At 63.5% G+C, this 16500-nt stretch carries 14 protein-coding genes; 6 read left to right on the top strand and 8 right to left on the bottom strand.

The genetic code is table 11. The features are described from left to right. Positions 1-48 precede the first annotated feature (48 nt). The gene (locus BB347_RS05445; protein ID WP_076581841.1) at positions 49-681 is read left to right on the top strand and encodes a uracil-DNA glycosylase family protein; all 633 of its coding nucleotides are present in this window, start codon (positions 49-51) and stop codon (positions 679-681) included. A gap of 29 nt (positions 682-710) precedes the next feature. On the opposite strand, the gene BB347_RS05440 is transcribed toward BB347_RS05445, so the two are convergent. Then, complete coding sequence (locus BB347_RS05440) at positions 711-1919, bottom strand: J domain-containing protein (protein ID WP_076581840.1); 1209 nt, start codon at positions 1917-1919, stop codon at positions 711-713. 126 nt (positions 1920-2045) lie between these two features. Beyond that, entirely contained in the window at positions 2046-3446 is a 1401-nt protein-coding gene (locus BB347_RS05435) for a DNA polymerase Y family protein (RefSeq protein WP_076582480.1), read from the bottom strand. Between the two features lie 135 nt (positions 3447-3581). On the opposite strand from BB347_RS05435, the gene BB347_RS05430 reads away from it, so the two are divergent. Continuing rightward, positions 3582-3983, top strand: coding sequence for a DUF5518 domain-containing protein (locus tag BB347_RS05430; RefSeq protein ID WP_076581838.1), 402 nt, complete (start codon positions 3582-3584; stop codon positions 3981-3983). Between the two features lie 18 nt (positions 3984-4001). On the opposite strand, the gene BB347_RS05425 is transcribed toward BB347_RS05430, so the two are convergent. Further along, on the bottom strand, positions 4002-4331 hold the full coding sequence (locus tag BB347_RS05425; protein WP_076581837.1) for a transcription factor S: 330 nt from the start codon (positions 4329-4331) through the stop codon (positions 4002-4004). Between the two features lie 98 nt (positions 4332-4429). Then, positions 4430-5413 (bottom strand): beta-ribofuranosylaminobenzene 5'-phosphate synthase family protein, encoded by a 984-nt coding sequence (locus BB347_RS05420; protein ID WP_076581835.1) that lies wholly within the window; start codon positions 5411-5413, stop codon positions 4430-4432. 100 nt (positions 5414-5513) lie between these two features. Here BB347_RS05420 and mobA point away from each other — a divergent pair, with 100 nt between their 5' ends. Further along, a complete protein-coding gene (gene mobA / locus BB347_RS05415; protein WP_170872006.1) occupies positions 5514-6137 on the top strand; it encodes a molybdenum cofactor guanylyltransferase in 624 nt (207 codons plus the stop codon). 80 nt (positions 6138-6217) lie between these two features. Further along, positions 6218-7945: a dihydroxy-acid dehydratase gene (gene ilvD / locus BB347_RS05410; RefSeq protein ID WP_076581832.1), complete on the top strand. Its 1728-nt coding sequence runs from the start codon at positions 6218-6220 to the stop codon at positions 7943-7945. Positions 7946-8296: 351 nt separating this feature from the next. Here the strand turns inward: ilvD and BB347_RS05405 are convergent, their stop codons facing one another. The 3 genes from BB347_RS05405 to BB347_RS05395 form a co-directional block, all read right to left on the bottom strand. Beyond that, on the bottom strand, positions 8297-9697 hold the full coding sequence (locus BB347_RS05405) for a cell surface protein (protein ID WP_076581831.1): 1401 nt from the start codon (positions 9695-9697) through the stop codon (positions 8297-8299). A gap of 388 nt (positions 9698-10085) precedes the next feature. Further along, positions 10086-10517 carry an adenylyltransferase/cytidyltransferase family protein gene (locus tag BB347_RS05400; RefSeq protein ID WP_076581829.1) on the bottom strand — a complete coding sequence of 144 codons (432 nt, stop codon included), beginning with the start codon at positions 10515-10517 and terminating at the stop codon, positions 10086-10088. 81 nt (positions 10518-10598) lie between these two features. Beyond that, positions 10599-11096, bottom strand: a complete 498-nt coding sequence (locus tag BB347_RS05395) for a Mov34/MPN/PAD-1 family protein (protein ID WP_076581827.1) — start codon at positions 11094-11096, stop codon at positions 10599-10601. 203 nt (positions 11097-11299) lie between these two features. On the opposite strand from BB347_RS05395, the gene BB347_RS05390 reads away from it, so the two are divergent. Both BB347_RS05390 and BB347_RS05385 read left to right on the top strand, forming a co-directional pair. Continuing rightward, on the top strand, positions 11300-13552 hold the full coding sequence (locus BB347_RS05390) for an NADP-dependent malic enzyme (protein ID WP_076581826.1): 2253 nt from the start codon (positions 11300-11302) through the stop codon (positions 13550-13552). Positions 13553-13662: 110 nt separating this feature from the next. Continuing rightward, a complete protein-coding gene (locus BB347_RS05385) occupies positions 13663-15567 on the top strand; it encodes a DHH family phosphoesterase (protein ID WP_076581825.1) in 1905 nt (634 codons plus the stop codon). A 581-nt stretch (positions 15568-16148) separates the two neighbouring features. On the opposite strand, the gene BB347_RS05380 is transcribed toward BB347_RS05385, so the two are convergent. Next, positions 16149-16472 (bottom strand): hypothetical protein, encoded by a 324-nt coding sequence (locus BB347_RS05380; protein WP_076581824.1) that lies wholly within the window; start codon positions 16470-16472, stop codon positions 16149-16151. Between the last annotated feature and the right edge of the window lie 28 nt (positions 16473-16500).

The raw sequence follows: 16500 nt of genomic DNA, 5'->3' as shown, positions 1-16500 counted from the left end.
TCGCACGGGACCGACAGTCTATATGCGCTCGAGGCCCTGCTCACTGTCGTGAAGAACGTCACGGAACGGACTCGCAACCCGTTTGGACTGCGACCGCCGTTCGATCGCACGAGGCCCGACGAGCGAACGGCCGTCTTCGGCTACGGCGACGCGAACGCCGACTTTCACCTGATCGGTAACTATCCCGGCGTTCACGGCGGACGCGAGAGCGGCGTACCGTTTACCGAAACCGAGGCCGGCGAGCGCGTGCAATCGATCGTTCGCGAGGTCGGCTTCGCAGCGGGCTCCTGGAGCGAGCCAACCGTCGAGAATCTCTTCTGTAGCTACCGGCACATGTGTTGTCTCCCGCCGGGTGAGACGCCCGACGAATCGACGTACGACGACCTCGAGCGATACTTCGACGCCGAGTTGCGCGCGATCAACGCCCACATTCTGCTCCCGGTCGGTGAGCGCGCAACCGACCACGTCCTCAGATCGTACACGACTCAGCGCGACCGTCTCGAGCTCGATATGGCCACGCTGCACGGACAGGAGATCCGGGGTCGTGGGTTCATGGTCGTCCCGATCAGAGACCCGACCGTGTGGGAGGATACGGAAGCCGACGCGATCGTCTCGCGGCTCGAGGCGATTCTCGGACGCGATTACCGCCAGACGAAGGGCGTCGCGACGCGTGTCGGGTGAGAAGCGACGCTCGAGCGGGCTGGCGAGTGCTATCGGCCGAGGTGCTTTCGAATCGTCGCTCGAATCGGAAGCGCGAGACCGCCGACGATCGGCAACAAGACGAACGCGATCAGGTCGACGACCAGCGTCGGTTCGCCACCGACGCCAAGACCGATCCCCAGTCCGGCCAGGGGCCCCAGAACCGGGAGGACGTACAGATACGAGGGCGTCCAGCCTGGGCCGCGACGCGTGTGCTGGACGATCACCAGAAAGAGCAACGGCATGAGCACCGCGCCGGCGAGCAGCGGACCGCCGACGAGGACTGTCGTTACGCCGAGGGCCACCGCGAGGACGATCGTTTCGTCGATCGAGAGCGCACCGAAGAGTTCGCTCGAGCGACGCACTCGAGCACCCAGTAACGTGAGGCCCGTCAGGCCAGTGATACCGCCCAGCGCGGCGTACCACAGGTGGGCCTCGAGTGGCACCGCGAACGGTTCGAACGCGGCGAGAAACGAGACAACGGGGTCGACTCCGTGCCGGCCGGTCGCGAGCAGTTCCCAGAGTTCGCCGGAATCGCCACCGACTGCACCGAAGTCACCGGCTAGCCCAGTGAGTTCGGCTTCGTTCTCGAGGGCGAAGTGAGCGAGTCCGGCGAGATAGACGAAAAGCGAACCCCAGATCAGCGGTAGCGAGAAGTTCTGTCGTCGCCACCAGCGGACGGCGGCATTGCGTTCGGATTGGGTACCGGAGGCGGTCGCCGTCTGCTGGCTCGTCGACCGTGTACTTCCACTAGTTGTCTGTGTTCCAGTCGACTTCGAGGTCCCCGCTCCAGTTCTGGCCCCGGTTCCAGTTCCGGTTCCTGCGGAGTCCGTGCTCGAGGTCGTTTTGCTTGTGCCCGTCGCGCCACTCGTCGCGGAAGCCGTCTGCTTCGTCGCGGAGGAACTGGCACTAGCGCTACTCGAGGAACTGTTTGTGTCGTCGTCATTGTCGTCGGAACTTCGCCACACCGACGCGGATGGGAGGCCACTCGTTCGTTTGGCGACGTAGTCTTCGTGCCCGAGTCTGTCGTAGGCCTGCTGTTCGACGGGGTCGCCGAGAATGTCGTAGGCCTTTTTGACCGCCGTAAACTGCGCTCGAGCGCGTTCGTCGTCGTTGTGATCGGGGTGGTATTCGCGAACCTTCTCGCGATAAGCGGTTTTGATCTCGTCCTGGGAGGCGTCGGACGGGACGTCGAGAAGGTCGTAGAAATCCTCAGTCATGTGAAAGTCAGCGTGTCTTGTACGAACTGTTGGACGGGGTTGTAATTAGATTGTTTGTTTCAGTTGGACAGTACTGTCTACTGAATGATGTTCCAGGACCCTCCTTCCGACCTGTGTGTCACACGCTCAGGAGTCGTCGCTCGAGCGTGTCGAAAAATCGGTGAGCGAGGCCTGTCCGCGTGCAGTCGTCGAACGTTCCTCGTTGGAACCTGTTTCCGCTTCCGTGTCAGGTACCGTGTTCGTCTCAGATACCCGATCATCTAGCGACTCGGCGTCAGACACCTCCTCGTCAGCGGACACGTCGGCTTCGGTCGCAGACGTTGGCGAGTGAGACTCCCACCCGTCGAGGTCCGCCTGATCAGCCGCCGCGAACTCGAGGTTGGCCACCCTCACGCCGACTTTTCGAACCGGTTCGGACTCGAACTCCGAGAACAGATCGTGGGCGATTCGATCGACCAGGTCGGGGTCGTCGACCGGACCGGAGAGCGATCGCTCGCGGGTGTTGACGTCGTACGGCGGAAGGACCGCCTTGACACCGACCGTCCGATAGAGGGCACCCTCGCGTCGGGCGCGGTCGGCGACGGCCGCCGCGAGCGTCTCGATCTGTTCGTACTTCGGCCCCGAATTCTCGACGGGTTCGGCGAACGCCGACTCTCGCGAGAAGCTTTTGGGCTCGCCCTTGGGCTGGACGCGTCGGTCGTCGTCCCCGCGGGCGCGGTCGTACAGTTCTTGGCCCCGTTCGCCGAAGCGTTCGACCAGGGGCTCGGGATCGGTCGCCGCCACGTCCGCGGCCGTCTCGAGGCCCATCTCGCGCAGCGCCCGGGCAGTGACGGGACCGACGCCGTGGAGCAAGTCGACCTCGAGCGGCGCGAGGAATTCCGCTACTTCGCCGGGTTCGACGACGGTCAGGCCGTCTGGTTTGTCGAAGTCGCTGGCGATTTTCGCGGCGCTCATCGTCGGCGCGACGCCGATGCTGACGGTGATACCGACCTCCCGTCGAATCCGGTCTTTGATGTGGCGACCGAAGCCGTCCGCGACCTCCCAGGCGGTTCGGTCGGTGACGTCGAGGTAGGCCTCGTCGATGCTCACCTCCCTGACGACGTCGGCGCACTCGTGGAGGATTTCCCGAACCTCGCTCGCGACCGACTCGTAGTAATCCATGTCGACGGGCCGGTAGTACCCCGTGTTCTCTACCGACAGGTCGTCATCGTGAGTCTCGTCAACAGTTTCGTCGCGCTGGGAGTCGTCTTCGAGGGGGCCGCGACGAGGGAGTCGCTCGAGCGCGCTCGAGATTGCTTGGGCGCTCTCGACGCCGAACTCGCGGGCTTCGTAGCTGGCCGTGGCGACGGCCCCGATGCTGTCGCCGGGTTCGTATCCCATGCCGACGACGACCGGTTCGCCCGCCAGTTCGGGCTCGCGAAGCCGTTCGCAGGACGCGTAGAAGCAATCCGCGTCGACGTGACAGACGATCCGCTCTTCCTCGTCGTCGTCCGTCCCTACGCCCGGTAGCCGCGGCCCCTCGGTCATTCGTTCACTCGAGAGTTCGTCCGCGTCGTTGTGAACGTTGTGCCCTACCGGCCGCCGGTTGCCACTGTCGTCCGACACCGCCCGAATTGACACATCAATCGAATTACTTTCCTACCAGTGGCGAAAGTGCCACGTATGGATTCGCCGTCTGCAGACACGCCACCGCCGATCGAGACGTACGGATCCGACGACGAGTCGGACTCGAGCACGGTGTTCAACGCGCTCGTCGGTGCCGCGGTCGGTATCGTCCTCTCGTTCGTTCCGGGATCGACGGTGATCGGGGGAGCCGTCGCCGGCTACCTCGAGGGAGGGGAACCCGCAGACGGTGTGCCTGTCGGGGCGCTGGCAGGATTCATCATGTTTCTCCCAGTCGTTCTCTTCGGATTCTTCGGCATGGCCTTGTTCGTCGGTCCCGCCGGGGGTGGCGGGTTCGGCGTGTTCGGAATACTCTTCCTCGTCGTGTTCGGCGGACTCTATACCGTCGGGTTGAGCATTCTCGGCGCGGTCGTCGGAATTTTTCTCAAAAACGATCTGTAACGCGAGAACGAAGCGAATTCAGTTGTACCCGCGCCATCGTTTTCCACACTCAGTACACTTGAAGAATCGCGTCGGCGGCTCGTCGGCGGAGGCCGTCTGCTTGAGCGTGTACCAGGCTTCCTGATTGCCACACTCGTCGCAGACGACGTCGGTCGCCTTCGGCTTCCCCTCGAAGTTGGCGTTTTCGTCGGACTCGATGATTTCGGCGTCCATCTGGGACTCCGTCGAGACGAACTCGTCTTCTCGTTCTCGGTCGCGTTCGCTCGAGGCCCCGCAGTCGGCGCTCGTACAGACCATCTCGTCGCCGTCGGCTTTCATCATCGAGCCGCATTCGTCGCAAAAGCGCATACCTGAGCGTAACGGGTCGACGGGCAAAAGGATAGTGTCGAGTGCAAGAGACTCCCGTTTCGGGCAGTTGTCTCCACCGGTCCGAATCGAGCGTCGGCTTACTGGGTCGGTTCCGTGCTAACTCGAGCACCGGTGTCACTCGGCCGCGTCACGATAACGTTTCCCTCGAGTCCGTTCGTGGCAAGGGCGTCTCGAGCGGCCGCTTCGGCCTCGTCCGCGTGGTCTCGATCGGTGACCCCGTAGACGACGGGGCCCCACGACGACTGACCCACGCCGGTACAGACCGGACATTCAGAAAGCGTTTCGACGAGGACGCCCGCCGGGGGCCGAAAGACGCCACCCTGGGCGTCCGCGTACCACGAGCCGTTCTTCCGGCCGATCTCGGAAATAGCGTCGCCGAAGGCCTCGAGACTCCCTTCTGCAGCGGCAGGGAGGAGCTTACGGGTGACGACGCCCGCAATTTCGTCCGCGACGGCCGGGTCGGCCCGCTCGACGACGGTTCGCATGCTCGCGTCCTCGTCGTCGCCGCTTCGGCCGGGTTCGGCGTCCGGAACCACGACGAGGAATCGCCACTCCGCGGGCAGGTCGTGGCGGGCAACGGCCGGGGGCACCGTCCAGTCGCCCTCCGCGGGCGGTTCGGTCGTGAAGCGATTCGTCGGGTGGCCCGCGTCTACGACGAAGCCGCCGGCTTCGAACGTCGCGACGCCGACCCCGCTGCGCCCGCCCCGCCCCATCGCCGGTGCCAGCGCTCGCACGTCCGCCTCGAGGTCGTGCGCGCTGGCCGTCGCGGCGAGAATCGAGAGCGCGAGTTGCGTCCCGCTTCCCAATCCGACGTGGCGGGGCAGTCGCTCCTCGAGCGAAATCGTCACCCCGGACACGTCGAGGGCGTCGACCGCGCGTTCGGCGTACGCTCGAGCGAGCGAGTCATCGCTCTCGACGGCTGTCGCCGGTTCGGCGGTCACCGTCACGCGCGGCTCCTCGAGGCCGACGCCGATACCGCCGTAGAGTCGCCGTCGCGCGAGCGAGAGGTTCTGAAATCCGACGTGGACCCTCGCACCCGCGGTGACCGTCGCCGTCGTCATAGCACGCGGTAAGAACCCTCCCTAAAAGGGAGTTTCGACGGCGACACGTGGTCGTGGCGTCGCCAGCCATTTATACAGCGCCGGTGCTATCGAACGAATAATGACCGACGACTCACGCGCCGGCGTCGTCCTCGCCGGCGGCTTTTCGACCCGTTTCGGCGAAGCCGACAAAGCCGTCGCCGAGCTCGCCGGAACGCCGATGATTCGACGCGTCGTCGACCGACTGGGACGGGTCGTCGACGACTGCGTGATCAACTGTCGCGACGATCAGCGCGAGGCGATCGAAACTGCACTCGAGGGAAGCGACGTCAACCTGACGTACGCGACCGACCCGGAGCCCGACCTGGGCCCGCTGGCCGGCATTCGGGTCGGTCTCGAGGCGGTCGACGCGGCGTACGCGGCCGTCGTCGCCTGCGACATGCCCCACGTCGATCCAGCGTTGCTGGAGGACCTTTTCGAGCGCGCCCGCGGCCGCGACGCCGCCGTCGTCACGCTCGAGGACGGCTGGTACCAGACGACCCAAGCCGTCTATCGTGCCGATGCGATGGCTCGAGCCTGCGAGATAGCGCTCGAGGAGGGCGACGGGCGAATCGTCACCGCGTTCGATCGAATCGACGTCGAACTGGTCGAGGAAAGCGAACTCGAGGGCGTTCCGGACCACACGTTCGAGAGCATCGACACGCAAGCGGCGCTTCGCGAGGCCGAACGCCGCCTCGAAGGCTGAGCGCCGTTTTCCCTGCTACAAGGGCGGACCCTGCCGGCTGAGAAAGGGTAACTTATACCGTTTCGACGCAAGGGTCGACCATGAGCAGCGACGACGAGTTCGACTACGGCAAAGACGAACGCCTCAAAAGCACCGAGGTCACCCAGGGCGCGGAGAAAGCCCCCCACCGGGCGATGTTTCGGGCGATGGGCTTCGAGGATGAGGATTTCGGCTCGCCGATGATCGGCGTTCCGAACCCGGCCGCAGACATCACCCCGTGTAACGTCCACCTCGACGACGTCGCGGAGTCGGCGCTCGAGGGAACCGACGAAGCGGGCGGCATGCCCATCGAGTTCGGCACGATCACCATCTCCGACGCCATCTCGATGGGGACGGAGGGGATGAAGGCCTCGTTGATCTCTCGAGAACTCATCGCCGACAGCGTCGAACTGGTCTCCTTCGGCGAGCGAATGGACGGCCTCGTCACCGTCGCCGGCTGTGACAAGAACCTGCCGGGCATGTTGATGGCCGCAATCCGGACGGATCTCCCGAGCGTCTTCCTCTACGGCGGCTCGATCATGCCGGGCGAGCACGAGGGCCGCGACGTCACCATCGTCAGCGTCTTCGAGGGCGTCGGCACCTACGGCACCGGCGAGATGAGCGGCGACGAACTCGACGACTTAGAGCGAAGCGCCTGTCCCGGTGCCGGCTCCTGTGGGGGCATGTACACCGCGAACACGATGGCCTCCATCTCCGAAGCGCTCGGTCTCGCCCCGCTCGGCAGCGCGTCGCCACCAGCAGAGGACGAAGAGCGCTACGAGGTCGCCCGCCGCGCCGGCGAACTCGCCGTCGAAGTCGTCGAGGAGGATCGCCGCCCCTCCGACGTCATCAGCCGCAAGTCCTTCGAGAACGCCATCGCGCTCCAGACCGCCATCGGCGGCTCGACCAACGGCGTGCTTCACTTGCTCGCGCTCGCCCGCGAGGCCGACGTCGACCTCGAGATCGAGGACTTCGACGAGATTTCCCGGCGCACCCCCAAGATCGCCGACCTCTCTCCCGGCGGCGACCACGTCATGAACGACCTCCACGAGATCGGTGGCGTTCCAGTCGTGATCCGCCGACTGCTCGAGGCCGATCTCTTCCACGGCGACGCGATGACTGTCACTGGCCGGACGATCGAGGAGGAACTCGAGACGCTCGACCTGCCCGACGAGTCGGAAATCGACGCGGAGTTCCTCTACTCCGTCGACGACCCCAAAGAAGCCGAAGGGGCGATCAAGATCCTCACGGGCAACCTCGCGCCCGACGGCTCCGTCCTGAAGGTGACCGGCGACGACGAGTTCCACCACCACGGTCCCGCACGAATCTTCGAGGACGAAGAGGACGCGATGGAGTACGTCCAGGAGGGACACATCGAGAGCGGCGACGTGATCGTCATCCGAAACGAGGGGCCGAGTGGCGGCCCCGGCATGCGTGAAATGCTCGGCGTCACCGCCGCCGTCGTCGGTGCCGGTCACGAAGACGACGTCGCGCTGATCACTGACGGCCGATTCTCCGGTGGCACCCGCGGCCCGATGATCGGCCACGTCGCCCCCGAGGCATTCGTCGGCGGGCCGATCGGCCTGCTCGAGGACGGCGACGAGATCACCGTCGACATTCCAGAGCGCACCCTCGAGGTCGACGTCGACGACGCGGAACTCGAGGCTCGTCGCGAGGACTGGGAGCGTCCGGACCCGCCGTACGACGGCGGCGTGCTGGCCAAGTACTGCCGCGACTTCGGATCTGCATCCCACGGCGCGGTGACGAACCCTGGCCTCAAACGCCAGTAATCGGTTCCCGATCACGACCTCGTCACGACTCGTTTTCGATCGATGCTGACTCGTTCGTTCCGGAGACATTCCGACGCAGGCGAGTGCATGGACCGTCGATTTCCTGCACGAGGCTTTCGGGGCCGTATCGTCGAATATCACGTAAGATCAGTTCCGATGTACAAATACTGCCTCGAGTGTGATTGGTACGCAAGTACGGACGCCGGACAGACGCCTAGAGAGGTCTCCGAAGACGCGATCGATCACTTCGTCGAAACGGGACACGCTGTCGATTCGATCAGACTACCGCCGCCAATCGTCCTGCAAAATTAATCGGTGTGACGGTGCAGAAAGCCAGTTCGGCTCGTCGGCTTAGTTGAAGCCGGGCGAGTTCTCGATTTCGGTGTCGAAGTCGTCGACCACGCGAACGCCGAGTCCGTGGAAGTCCGGAAGGCGCAGACCGTCGCCGTCCTGTGCGGCCTCGATCTCGTCGTCGTCGAACTCGTCGATCGGGTGTGGTTCGACGACGTCGACGATTTCGCGATCCTCGATGCTCATGACCGAGAAGCCGGGCGTAATGCCGGTCGCTGCGTGGGGGTCGCCCGAAACCGGGTCGGGGCCGCGCAGGCTGACGAACATGTACTCGCCGTCGGGTGAGGACCACATGATGTCCGGCGCGTCGCTGTCAGCCGGGTCGTCGGCCTGATCCGGACCGTACTGCTCGATGTAGCCGTCTTCGACTGGCTCGTCGGTCTCCGGGTCGACGACGACGCCGTCGTTCGTTTCCCGGTTGAGGATCCACAGCTCTTCGCCGTCAGGGGTGAACCAGAAGCCGTGTGCGTCGACGCCTTCCGTGTCACCTTCCTCGAGGATGAACTCGTCTTCGGCGGTGTCGTAGACGTAGTAGTGGCCGACGCCGTCTTCGCCCTCGTCGGGGTCGGACGGTGCGCCGGCGGTGAGGTAGAACTTCTCGTCCTCGTAGTGGGGCATCGTTCCGCAGTTAGTCGGCGCTTCTTCTTGCGTGTACGCGCGTTCGATTTCGAACTCGTCGTGATCGACGATGACGAGCCCCGCGTTGCCATACTCCGGGCCGAGCGTGTGAAGCGAGCGACCGTCGGCCGTGTACTGATGGCAGATTGGATGACCCGGCTCGACTTCGTTGTCCGACACCTCGTCGCTCTCGCCGAGTTCGATACGGTCGACTTCTTCGAACTCGCCGTTTTCGGTATCGGCGTCGAGGCGAACGATGCTGCCGTAGTGACCGTCTTCCATGTCGCCCATGACGTCGACGGTGATGTACTCGTCACCGGGGCTGAACGCGGCCATGTGCGTGGACGGCCCGGTCTCGATGTCCGCGACGAGTTCTTTCTCTTCGGTGTCGAAGACGAGCGTTCGGCCGCCGGCCGTACAGGCGATAGCGGCGTAGGCGTAGTCCGAACTGAAGTCGATCATGTGCGGGACGATGTCGTCCGCGTCGATACCAAGGTCGTTGACGTCGATGTAGTCCGTCATCGCGAACTCGTCGTCGCCGTCGGCGTCTGCGGCGGGTTCGTAGATGAAGATGTCGTCTCGACCCTGATCGAGCGCCCAGACTTCGTACGATCCGTCACCCTCTTCGAGGTCCGGGTCGATGTCGTAGTCCTCGTCGTCGAACTCCGACCCCTCACCGTTGTCGTCGTCACCATTGCCGTCACCCGCACAGCCAGCCAGTGCCACTGCACTCACCGTTGCACTCCCCACCAAGAACCGTCTGCGTGTTGCGTCCTTTCGCATACACGTCTCTGGGAGCTACACCATCAAAAGGGTGCGGGTTTCAGGCCTTCTACGTGGCGATTTCAGCATTTTAGCCATAGGATGAGGCAAGAATTGACTCGAGTTTGAACACTCACATCCCCTTCATCGCCCGAATACTGCCGCTGTTGGAATCACCATACCGAATGAACGCCCACGAGCAGGACAATATCGCCGCTACCTATGACTTGATTCGGCGCATAACCGCAGACGGTAGCGCGCCGGTAAGAGGGTCGCCGTCTGCGAAAGACGCGCCACTCGAGGTGCCAGATGGGCCTCAATCCCCGAAAACCGGATCGACCGTGATGGGTACTAAAACCAGTCAACTCGACTGTACAAAGGCCACTCGCACGACTGCGAGCGACGAGAGTTAGGCCCGCTGCTCGAGAATCCGCTCGATAATCAGCCGTGTCGAGAGCAGTTCGTCGTCCGCGACCGACTCGCGAGCGCTCGCGCGTTGGACGGTACACTCGAGTCCGCGGCGCTCGAGTTCGGCTTCGATCTGTGCGTCGTCGTGGTGTTGGTCGTGGCCCAGCGCGATCACGTCGGGATCGATCTCCTCGATCGGGACGAAGATGTCCTCCTCGTGACCGAGGATCGCCTCGTCGACCGCCTCGAGGGCGTCGACCACGTCCCGGCGTTGGGTGGCCGGACAGATCGGCGACTCCTTGTGGTCGACGTTCGCCGTTCGAGCGACGATCACGTACAGTTCGTCGCCCATCGCCGCGGCCTCCTCGAGGTAGTGGACGTGACCAGGGTGGACGATATCGAACGTCCCCTGTGCGATGACTGTCTTCGTCATGCGTTCCTCCCGTTCAGCCGTCGGTACCCGTGCGAACGAACCGTCGTCGCCGAACTCGTCGGCTTCGTCTGACGTATCATGCTATCGTCGAAGGTCGTCGTCGATATCCGCCTGTGTAAAGTCGAAGAAATCATCGGTATCGGGTAGTTCCACGTCGATCACGTTCAGCCGCGTCGAGTGACCTTCCGAATCGAACGCCTGCCAATCCGAGCGACGGTAGGGTGCGCCGATGATGATGTGGACGCTCCCCCGACCGAACGTCTCGAGGTCCGCCGCACTCGGCGAGATCACGCCGTTCGGATGCGAGTGAACGCTTCCGAGCGCCTTCACGTCGTTCGGAATCTGGCTCGTTCGAACCGTCGCGCTCACGCTGTTGGACTCGGTCCCCGGAACGACGAGCACGTCGGTAATGACGAGCCCATCTTGCTCGAGTCCCAGTTCCTGGGCGTCGGTGCCCCGGAGAAACCCCATGTACTCGTGCGGGTGCGTCGCCTCCGAGGACTCGAGTGCGAACTCGAGCGTCTCCTCGGCGATGCCGAGAATTTCGCTCGAGCGAAACAGCGCGTCGAACAGCCCCATATCAGGCCCTGCGTGCTTGCGGTTGCTAAACGTTCCGATCAGGTGGTCGGCCCTGCAGTCGGGAGTTCTGCGAGCGTTTCCCGTCGAGTTGATTCAATACTGTATGAATTATCGATGATGTTTGTACGTAATCAACTAGGTGTCAGTATACTCCTAATGGTACTAGCGAGGGGCTTTTCGGGGACCTACTCGTAGTCGATTATATGTCACTAGATGAAGACTCACTCGACTACCATCGTGATGACCCGCCCGGGAAGATCGAGATCCGGACGACGAAATCGACGACCACCCAGCGGGACCTCTCGCTCGCGTACTCACCCGGCGTCGCCGCGCCGTGTCGAGAGATCGCCGACCGATCGGACGACGCCTACCAGTACACGGCGAAAGGGAATCTCGTCGGGGTCGTCTCCAACGGCTCCGCCGTTCTCGGACTGGGCGATATCGGCGCGCAGGCCTCCAAGCCAGTCATGGAGGGGAAAGGCGTCCTCTTCAAACGCTTTGCCGACATCGACGTCTTCGACATCGAACTCGAGCACGACGACGCCGACGCGTTCGTCGAATCGGTCGCCGCGATGGGCGCGACCTTCGGCGGGATCAACCTCGAGGACATCGCCGCCCCCGACTGCTTTCGAATCGAGGAGCGCCTGCGCGAGCGAATGGACATCCCCGTTTTCCACGACGACCAACACGGCACCGCGATCATCTGCGGAGCGGCACTGTTGAACGCCGTCGATATCGCTGGAAAAGAACTCGAGAATCTCTCCGTTACGTTCTCCGGGGCGGGTGCAGCAGCCCTCGCGACCGCGCGGTTCTTCGTCTCGCTCGGCGTCGAGAAGGAGAACATCACGATGGTCGACATCGACGGCGTTTTGACGACCGACCGAGCAGAATCCGGCGATCTCGACCCCTACAGCCGCGAGTTCGCCCGCGACGTTCCCGACGGCGGCCTCGAGGGCGCACTCGAGGATGCGGACGTGTTCGTCGGCCTCTCCGTCGGCGGAATCGTCAGCGAGGAGATGATCCGATCGATGGCCGCTGACCCAATCGTCTTCGCGATGGCAAATCCCGACCCGGAAATCGACTACGAGACGGCCAAGAACGCCCGCGACGACACGGTCATCATGGCCACGGGGCGTTCGGATTACCCGAATCAGGTCAACAACGTGCTCGGCTTCCCCTTCATCTTCAGAGGTGCGCTCGACGTGCGCGCGGCCGAGATCAACGAGGCCATGAAGGTCGCGGCCGCGAAAGCCATCGCCGACCTCGCGAAAGCCGACGTGCCAGACGCCGTGCGCAAGGCCTACGGCGACCAACCCCTGCAGTTTGGCCCCGAGTACATCATCCCGAAACCCCTCGATCCGCGGGTCCTCTTCGAGGTCGCACCCGCCGTCGCCCGCGCCGCGATGGACTCCGGTTCCGCCCGAACCGAGATCGATCCTGAAGAGTACGTCGAGCGACTCGAGGCCCGACTCGGCAAGTCTCGCGAAATGATGCGAACCGTGTTCAACAAGGCGAAGAGCGACCCCAAACGGATTGCGCTGGCCGAGGGAGCAAACGAGCGGATCGTCCGGGCGGCGGCACAGATCGCCGACCGCGAGATCGCTGCTCCCGTGTTGATCGGCGACGCGGCCGAGATCGAGACGACGATTTCGGCCCTCGGCCTCGAGTTCGACCCGGACGTCGTCGATCCGAGCACGTCAGCGGTCGAGGCGTACGTCGATGCACTCTACGAACGTCGCCAGCGAAAGGGCGTGACGCGAACCGAAGCGACGGAACGGATTCGCGATAGCAACTACTTCGCGTCGGTGATGGTCGATCAGGGCGACGCGGACGCCATGCTAACGGGATTGACGAATCACTATCCCTCCGCGCTTCGGCCGCCGCTGCAGGTGATCGGGACCGCTCCCGAGACCGACTACGCCGCTGGCGTCTACATGCTCACGTTCAAGAATCGCGTCGTCTTCCTCGCGGACACGACGGTCAATCAGGATCCGGACGAGGAAGTCCTGGCCGAGATCACCCGTCACACGGCCGACCTCGCTCGCCGGTTCAACGTCGAGCCACGAGCAGCCTTACTCTCGTACTCCGACTTCGGCAGCGTCGACAACGAGGGAACGCGCAAACCGCGCCGCGCTGCACGGCGACTTCGCGACGACCCAGCAGTCGACTTCCCCGTCGACGGCGAGATGCAAGCCGATACCGCCGTCGTCGAGGACTTCCTCACCGGCAGCTACGAGTTCAGCGACCTCGAGGAGCCCGCGAACGTGTTGGTTCTGCCGAACCTCGAGGCGGGGAACATCTGCTACAAGCTTCTCCAGCGACTGGGCGGTGCCGAAGCGATCGGTCCGATGCTCGTCGGCATGGACCGGCCGGTTCACGTCCTCCAGCGAGACGACGACGTGAGCGACATCGTCAATCTGGCTGCGGTCGCCACGGTCGACGCACAGGACGAGTGATTCCACAGCCCACAGCAGCCGACCGATCGCACGTCGACGGACGATGTGGGCGCTGTGGTGCTCCCTTCTTGACAAGGGTTATACGCGACCGTCTCAAATAACGGGGCAAGATGACACGTGAGTCCGCCGGGGAACCCGGCACAGATGACGGGGATTCCGTCGTCTACGAGCTTTCCAAAGACTGTACGATCGAGGACGTCGAGCAAAATCAGTCGTATCTCGCCGAAATTAACGGTATCGTCGACTACGGTATCTTCGTCGATCTCTCCGAGTCCGTTTCCGGTCTCGTCCACGAATCCGTGCTCGAGGGTACCTACGGCGTCGGCGACGAACTCGTCGTCACGCTCGAGAGCGTTCGCGACAACGGCGATGTCGCCTTCGAACCCGTCGACGTCGACGACTACGCGCTCGAGCACGTCGAGCACGACTACTCCCTGACCGCCACCGACCGACTCGAGGCGACCATCGGCGAGCAGGTGCACATCGAAGGCGAAATCGTCCAGGTCAAACAGACCGGCGGCCCGACCATCTTCCACGTCGCCGACGAAGCCGGCGTCGTCCCCTGTGCGGCCTTCGAGGAAGCTGGCGTGCGAGCGTATCCGTCCATCGAGGTCGGCGATATCGTCCGTGTCACCGGTACACCCGAACACCACGAAAACTCCGTTCAGATCGAGGCCGAGGGCCTCTCGAAACTCGAGGGCGAGGACGCCGAGGAGGCTCGCGAGCGACTCGAGGACGCACTCGAAGCGCGCGCCGAACCCCACGACGTCGACCCGCTGATCGACTGGGAGGCGTTCGAGAAGCTCCGCCCGAACCTCAAGGAGGTCGCCCAACTGCTCCGGCGCACCGTCCTCCAGGGACGCCCGATTCGCGTTCGCCACCACGCCGACGGCGACGGCATGTGCGCCGCCGTCCCGGTTCAGATCGCCCTCGAGCGATTCATCAGCGAGGTTCACGAGGACGAGAACGCGCCGCGTCACCTCATCAAACGCCTGCCCGCGAAGGCTCCGTTCTACGAGATGGAAGACGCGACGCGAGACCTCAACTTCGCACTCGAGGACCGCGAGAAACACGGCCAGCAACTGCCGCTCTTGCTCATGCTCGACAACGGCTCGACGGCCGAGGACGTTCCGGCCTACGAAACGCTGGCACACTACGACATCCCGATCGCCGTCGTCGACCACCACCACCCCGACCCCGACGCGGTCGGCGACCTTCTCGACGCCCACGTTAACCCGTACCTCCACGACGAGGACTACCGGATTACGACGGGGATGTGCTGTGTCGAACTCGCGCGGATGATCTACCCGGATATCACGGACGAACTCCGTCACGTCCCCGCCGTCGCCGGCCTCTCGGATCGTTCCAAGGCCGACGCGATGGAGGACTACCTCGCACTCGCAAACGAGGAGGGCTACGACGAGCAGCGTCTTCAGGACCTGAGCGAAGCGCTCGACTACGCCGCGTTCTGGCTGCGATACAACTCCGGCGATCAGTTGATCCAGGACCTCCTCCAGATCGATAGCGACGACGAGGAGCGCCACCGCGAACTCGTCTCGTTCCTCGCGGACCGCTCTCGCGCGGACGTCGACGAGCAACTCGAGGCCGCGATGCCCCACCTCGAACACGAAGACCTCAACAACGGCGCACACCTCTACCGGATCGACGTTGAGAACTACGCCCACCGGTTCACCTACCCTGCACCAGGGAAAACCACCGGTGAAATTCACGACCGAAAGATCGAGGAAACCGGCGATCCCGTAATTACGGTCGGCTACGGCCCCGACTTCGCCGTCCTCCGCTCCGACGGCGTCCGCCTCGACATTCCGAATATGGTTTCGGAACTCGAAGAGGAGATTCCCGGCGGCGGCGTCTCCGGCGGCGGCCACCTCGTCGTCGGTTCGATCAAGTTCGTCAAAGGCAAACGCGAGGAAGTGATCGACGCCCTCGTCGACAAGATGGAAGACGCCGAAATCGACGAAGCGCTCTCGAGTGCAGCGCCGATCGACGACTGACGGCCGTCGGCTACCCACTGGCGAGTGCTGACCGACAGGTACCGATCGACGACCGCTGATTCTTTTCGCGACGCTGTTCGTCTGTGTGGACGCCAAAAGAGTCGACGAGAGACCGCTCAGACGTCAGTGACCGACGGACTCGAACGAAAGATGCGTCTCGCGAGTCGTCGGCAGTACCGTACTCGGGTGTCGGTGATCAGTTGTCGTTACGTAGCCGTCTCTGGACTCGAGTTAATCCGCGCCGTGGCGTGGCGTGAAGCCACAGTCGGGGCACTCGAGTGAGTCGTACCGGACCGAATACGTGCCGGTACACTCTGGACAGCGGAGGTCTGCGTCGGTTGGGGAATGACTGATAGCCACGTCGGGACAACAGCACGCGACGGTAATAAGTTCGTTCGTTATTTGGGCGGAATAATCGTCTGACTGGAGTGTCTACCGATGCAATTTGTCGGAGAAATCGACCAGTTGAACCGTGAAACGACGCGATAACGAAACCGAACACACGCTGGTGAATCCCGTTCGTCGACGGACGGGGTTCTGGGAACGCTCGAGCGAGAGCGAACCGCCTACTGCAAGAGTGGTTAGAACTGGTACCGCCGTTCGTCGTCCATACTCGGGTACTGATCGGCACCGGTCATCTGTTCGAAGGTCATGCCCGAGAGGTACTCGTCGTAGGTCACGTCGTACTCGGAGCGCAGCTGAAAGTCGAGTTTTCCGCTGTCGACGGTCGTCTGGAAGAACAGGTGAATCGCCCGGCGAACAAGTTCGTCCGTATCCTCCGGATCGAGTGCAGCCTCGAGCAACGCGAGTTCGTTCTGTGCCTCTCGGTCCAGTGAGACGGATACCTCGTCGTCGATGGTGCGATACGAATCCTGTACGTTCTCGGTGAGGTCGTCGAGGCTCATGGCGGCTAGGACTCGAGCCGAGGGGATA

It is taken from the genome of Natronorubrum daqingense, from assembly GCF_001971705.1.
Classification (GTDB): Archaea; Halobacteriota; Halobacteria; order Halobacteriales; family Natrialbaceae; genus Natronorubrum; species Natronorubrum daqingense.
This window is presented reverse-complemented; position numbering and strand designations above follow the sequence as displayed.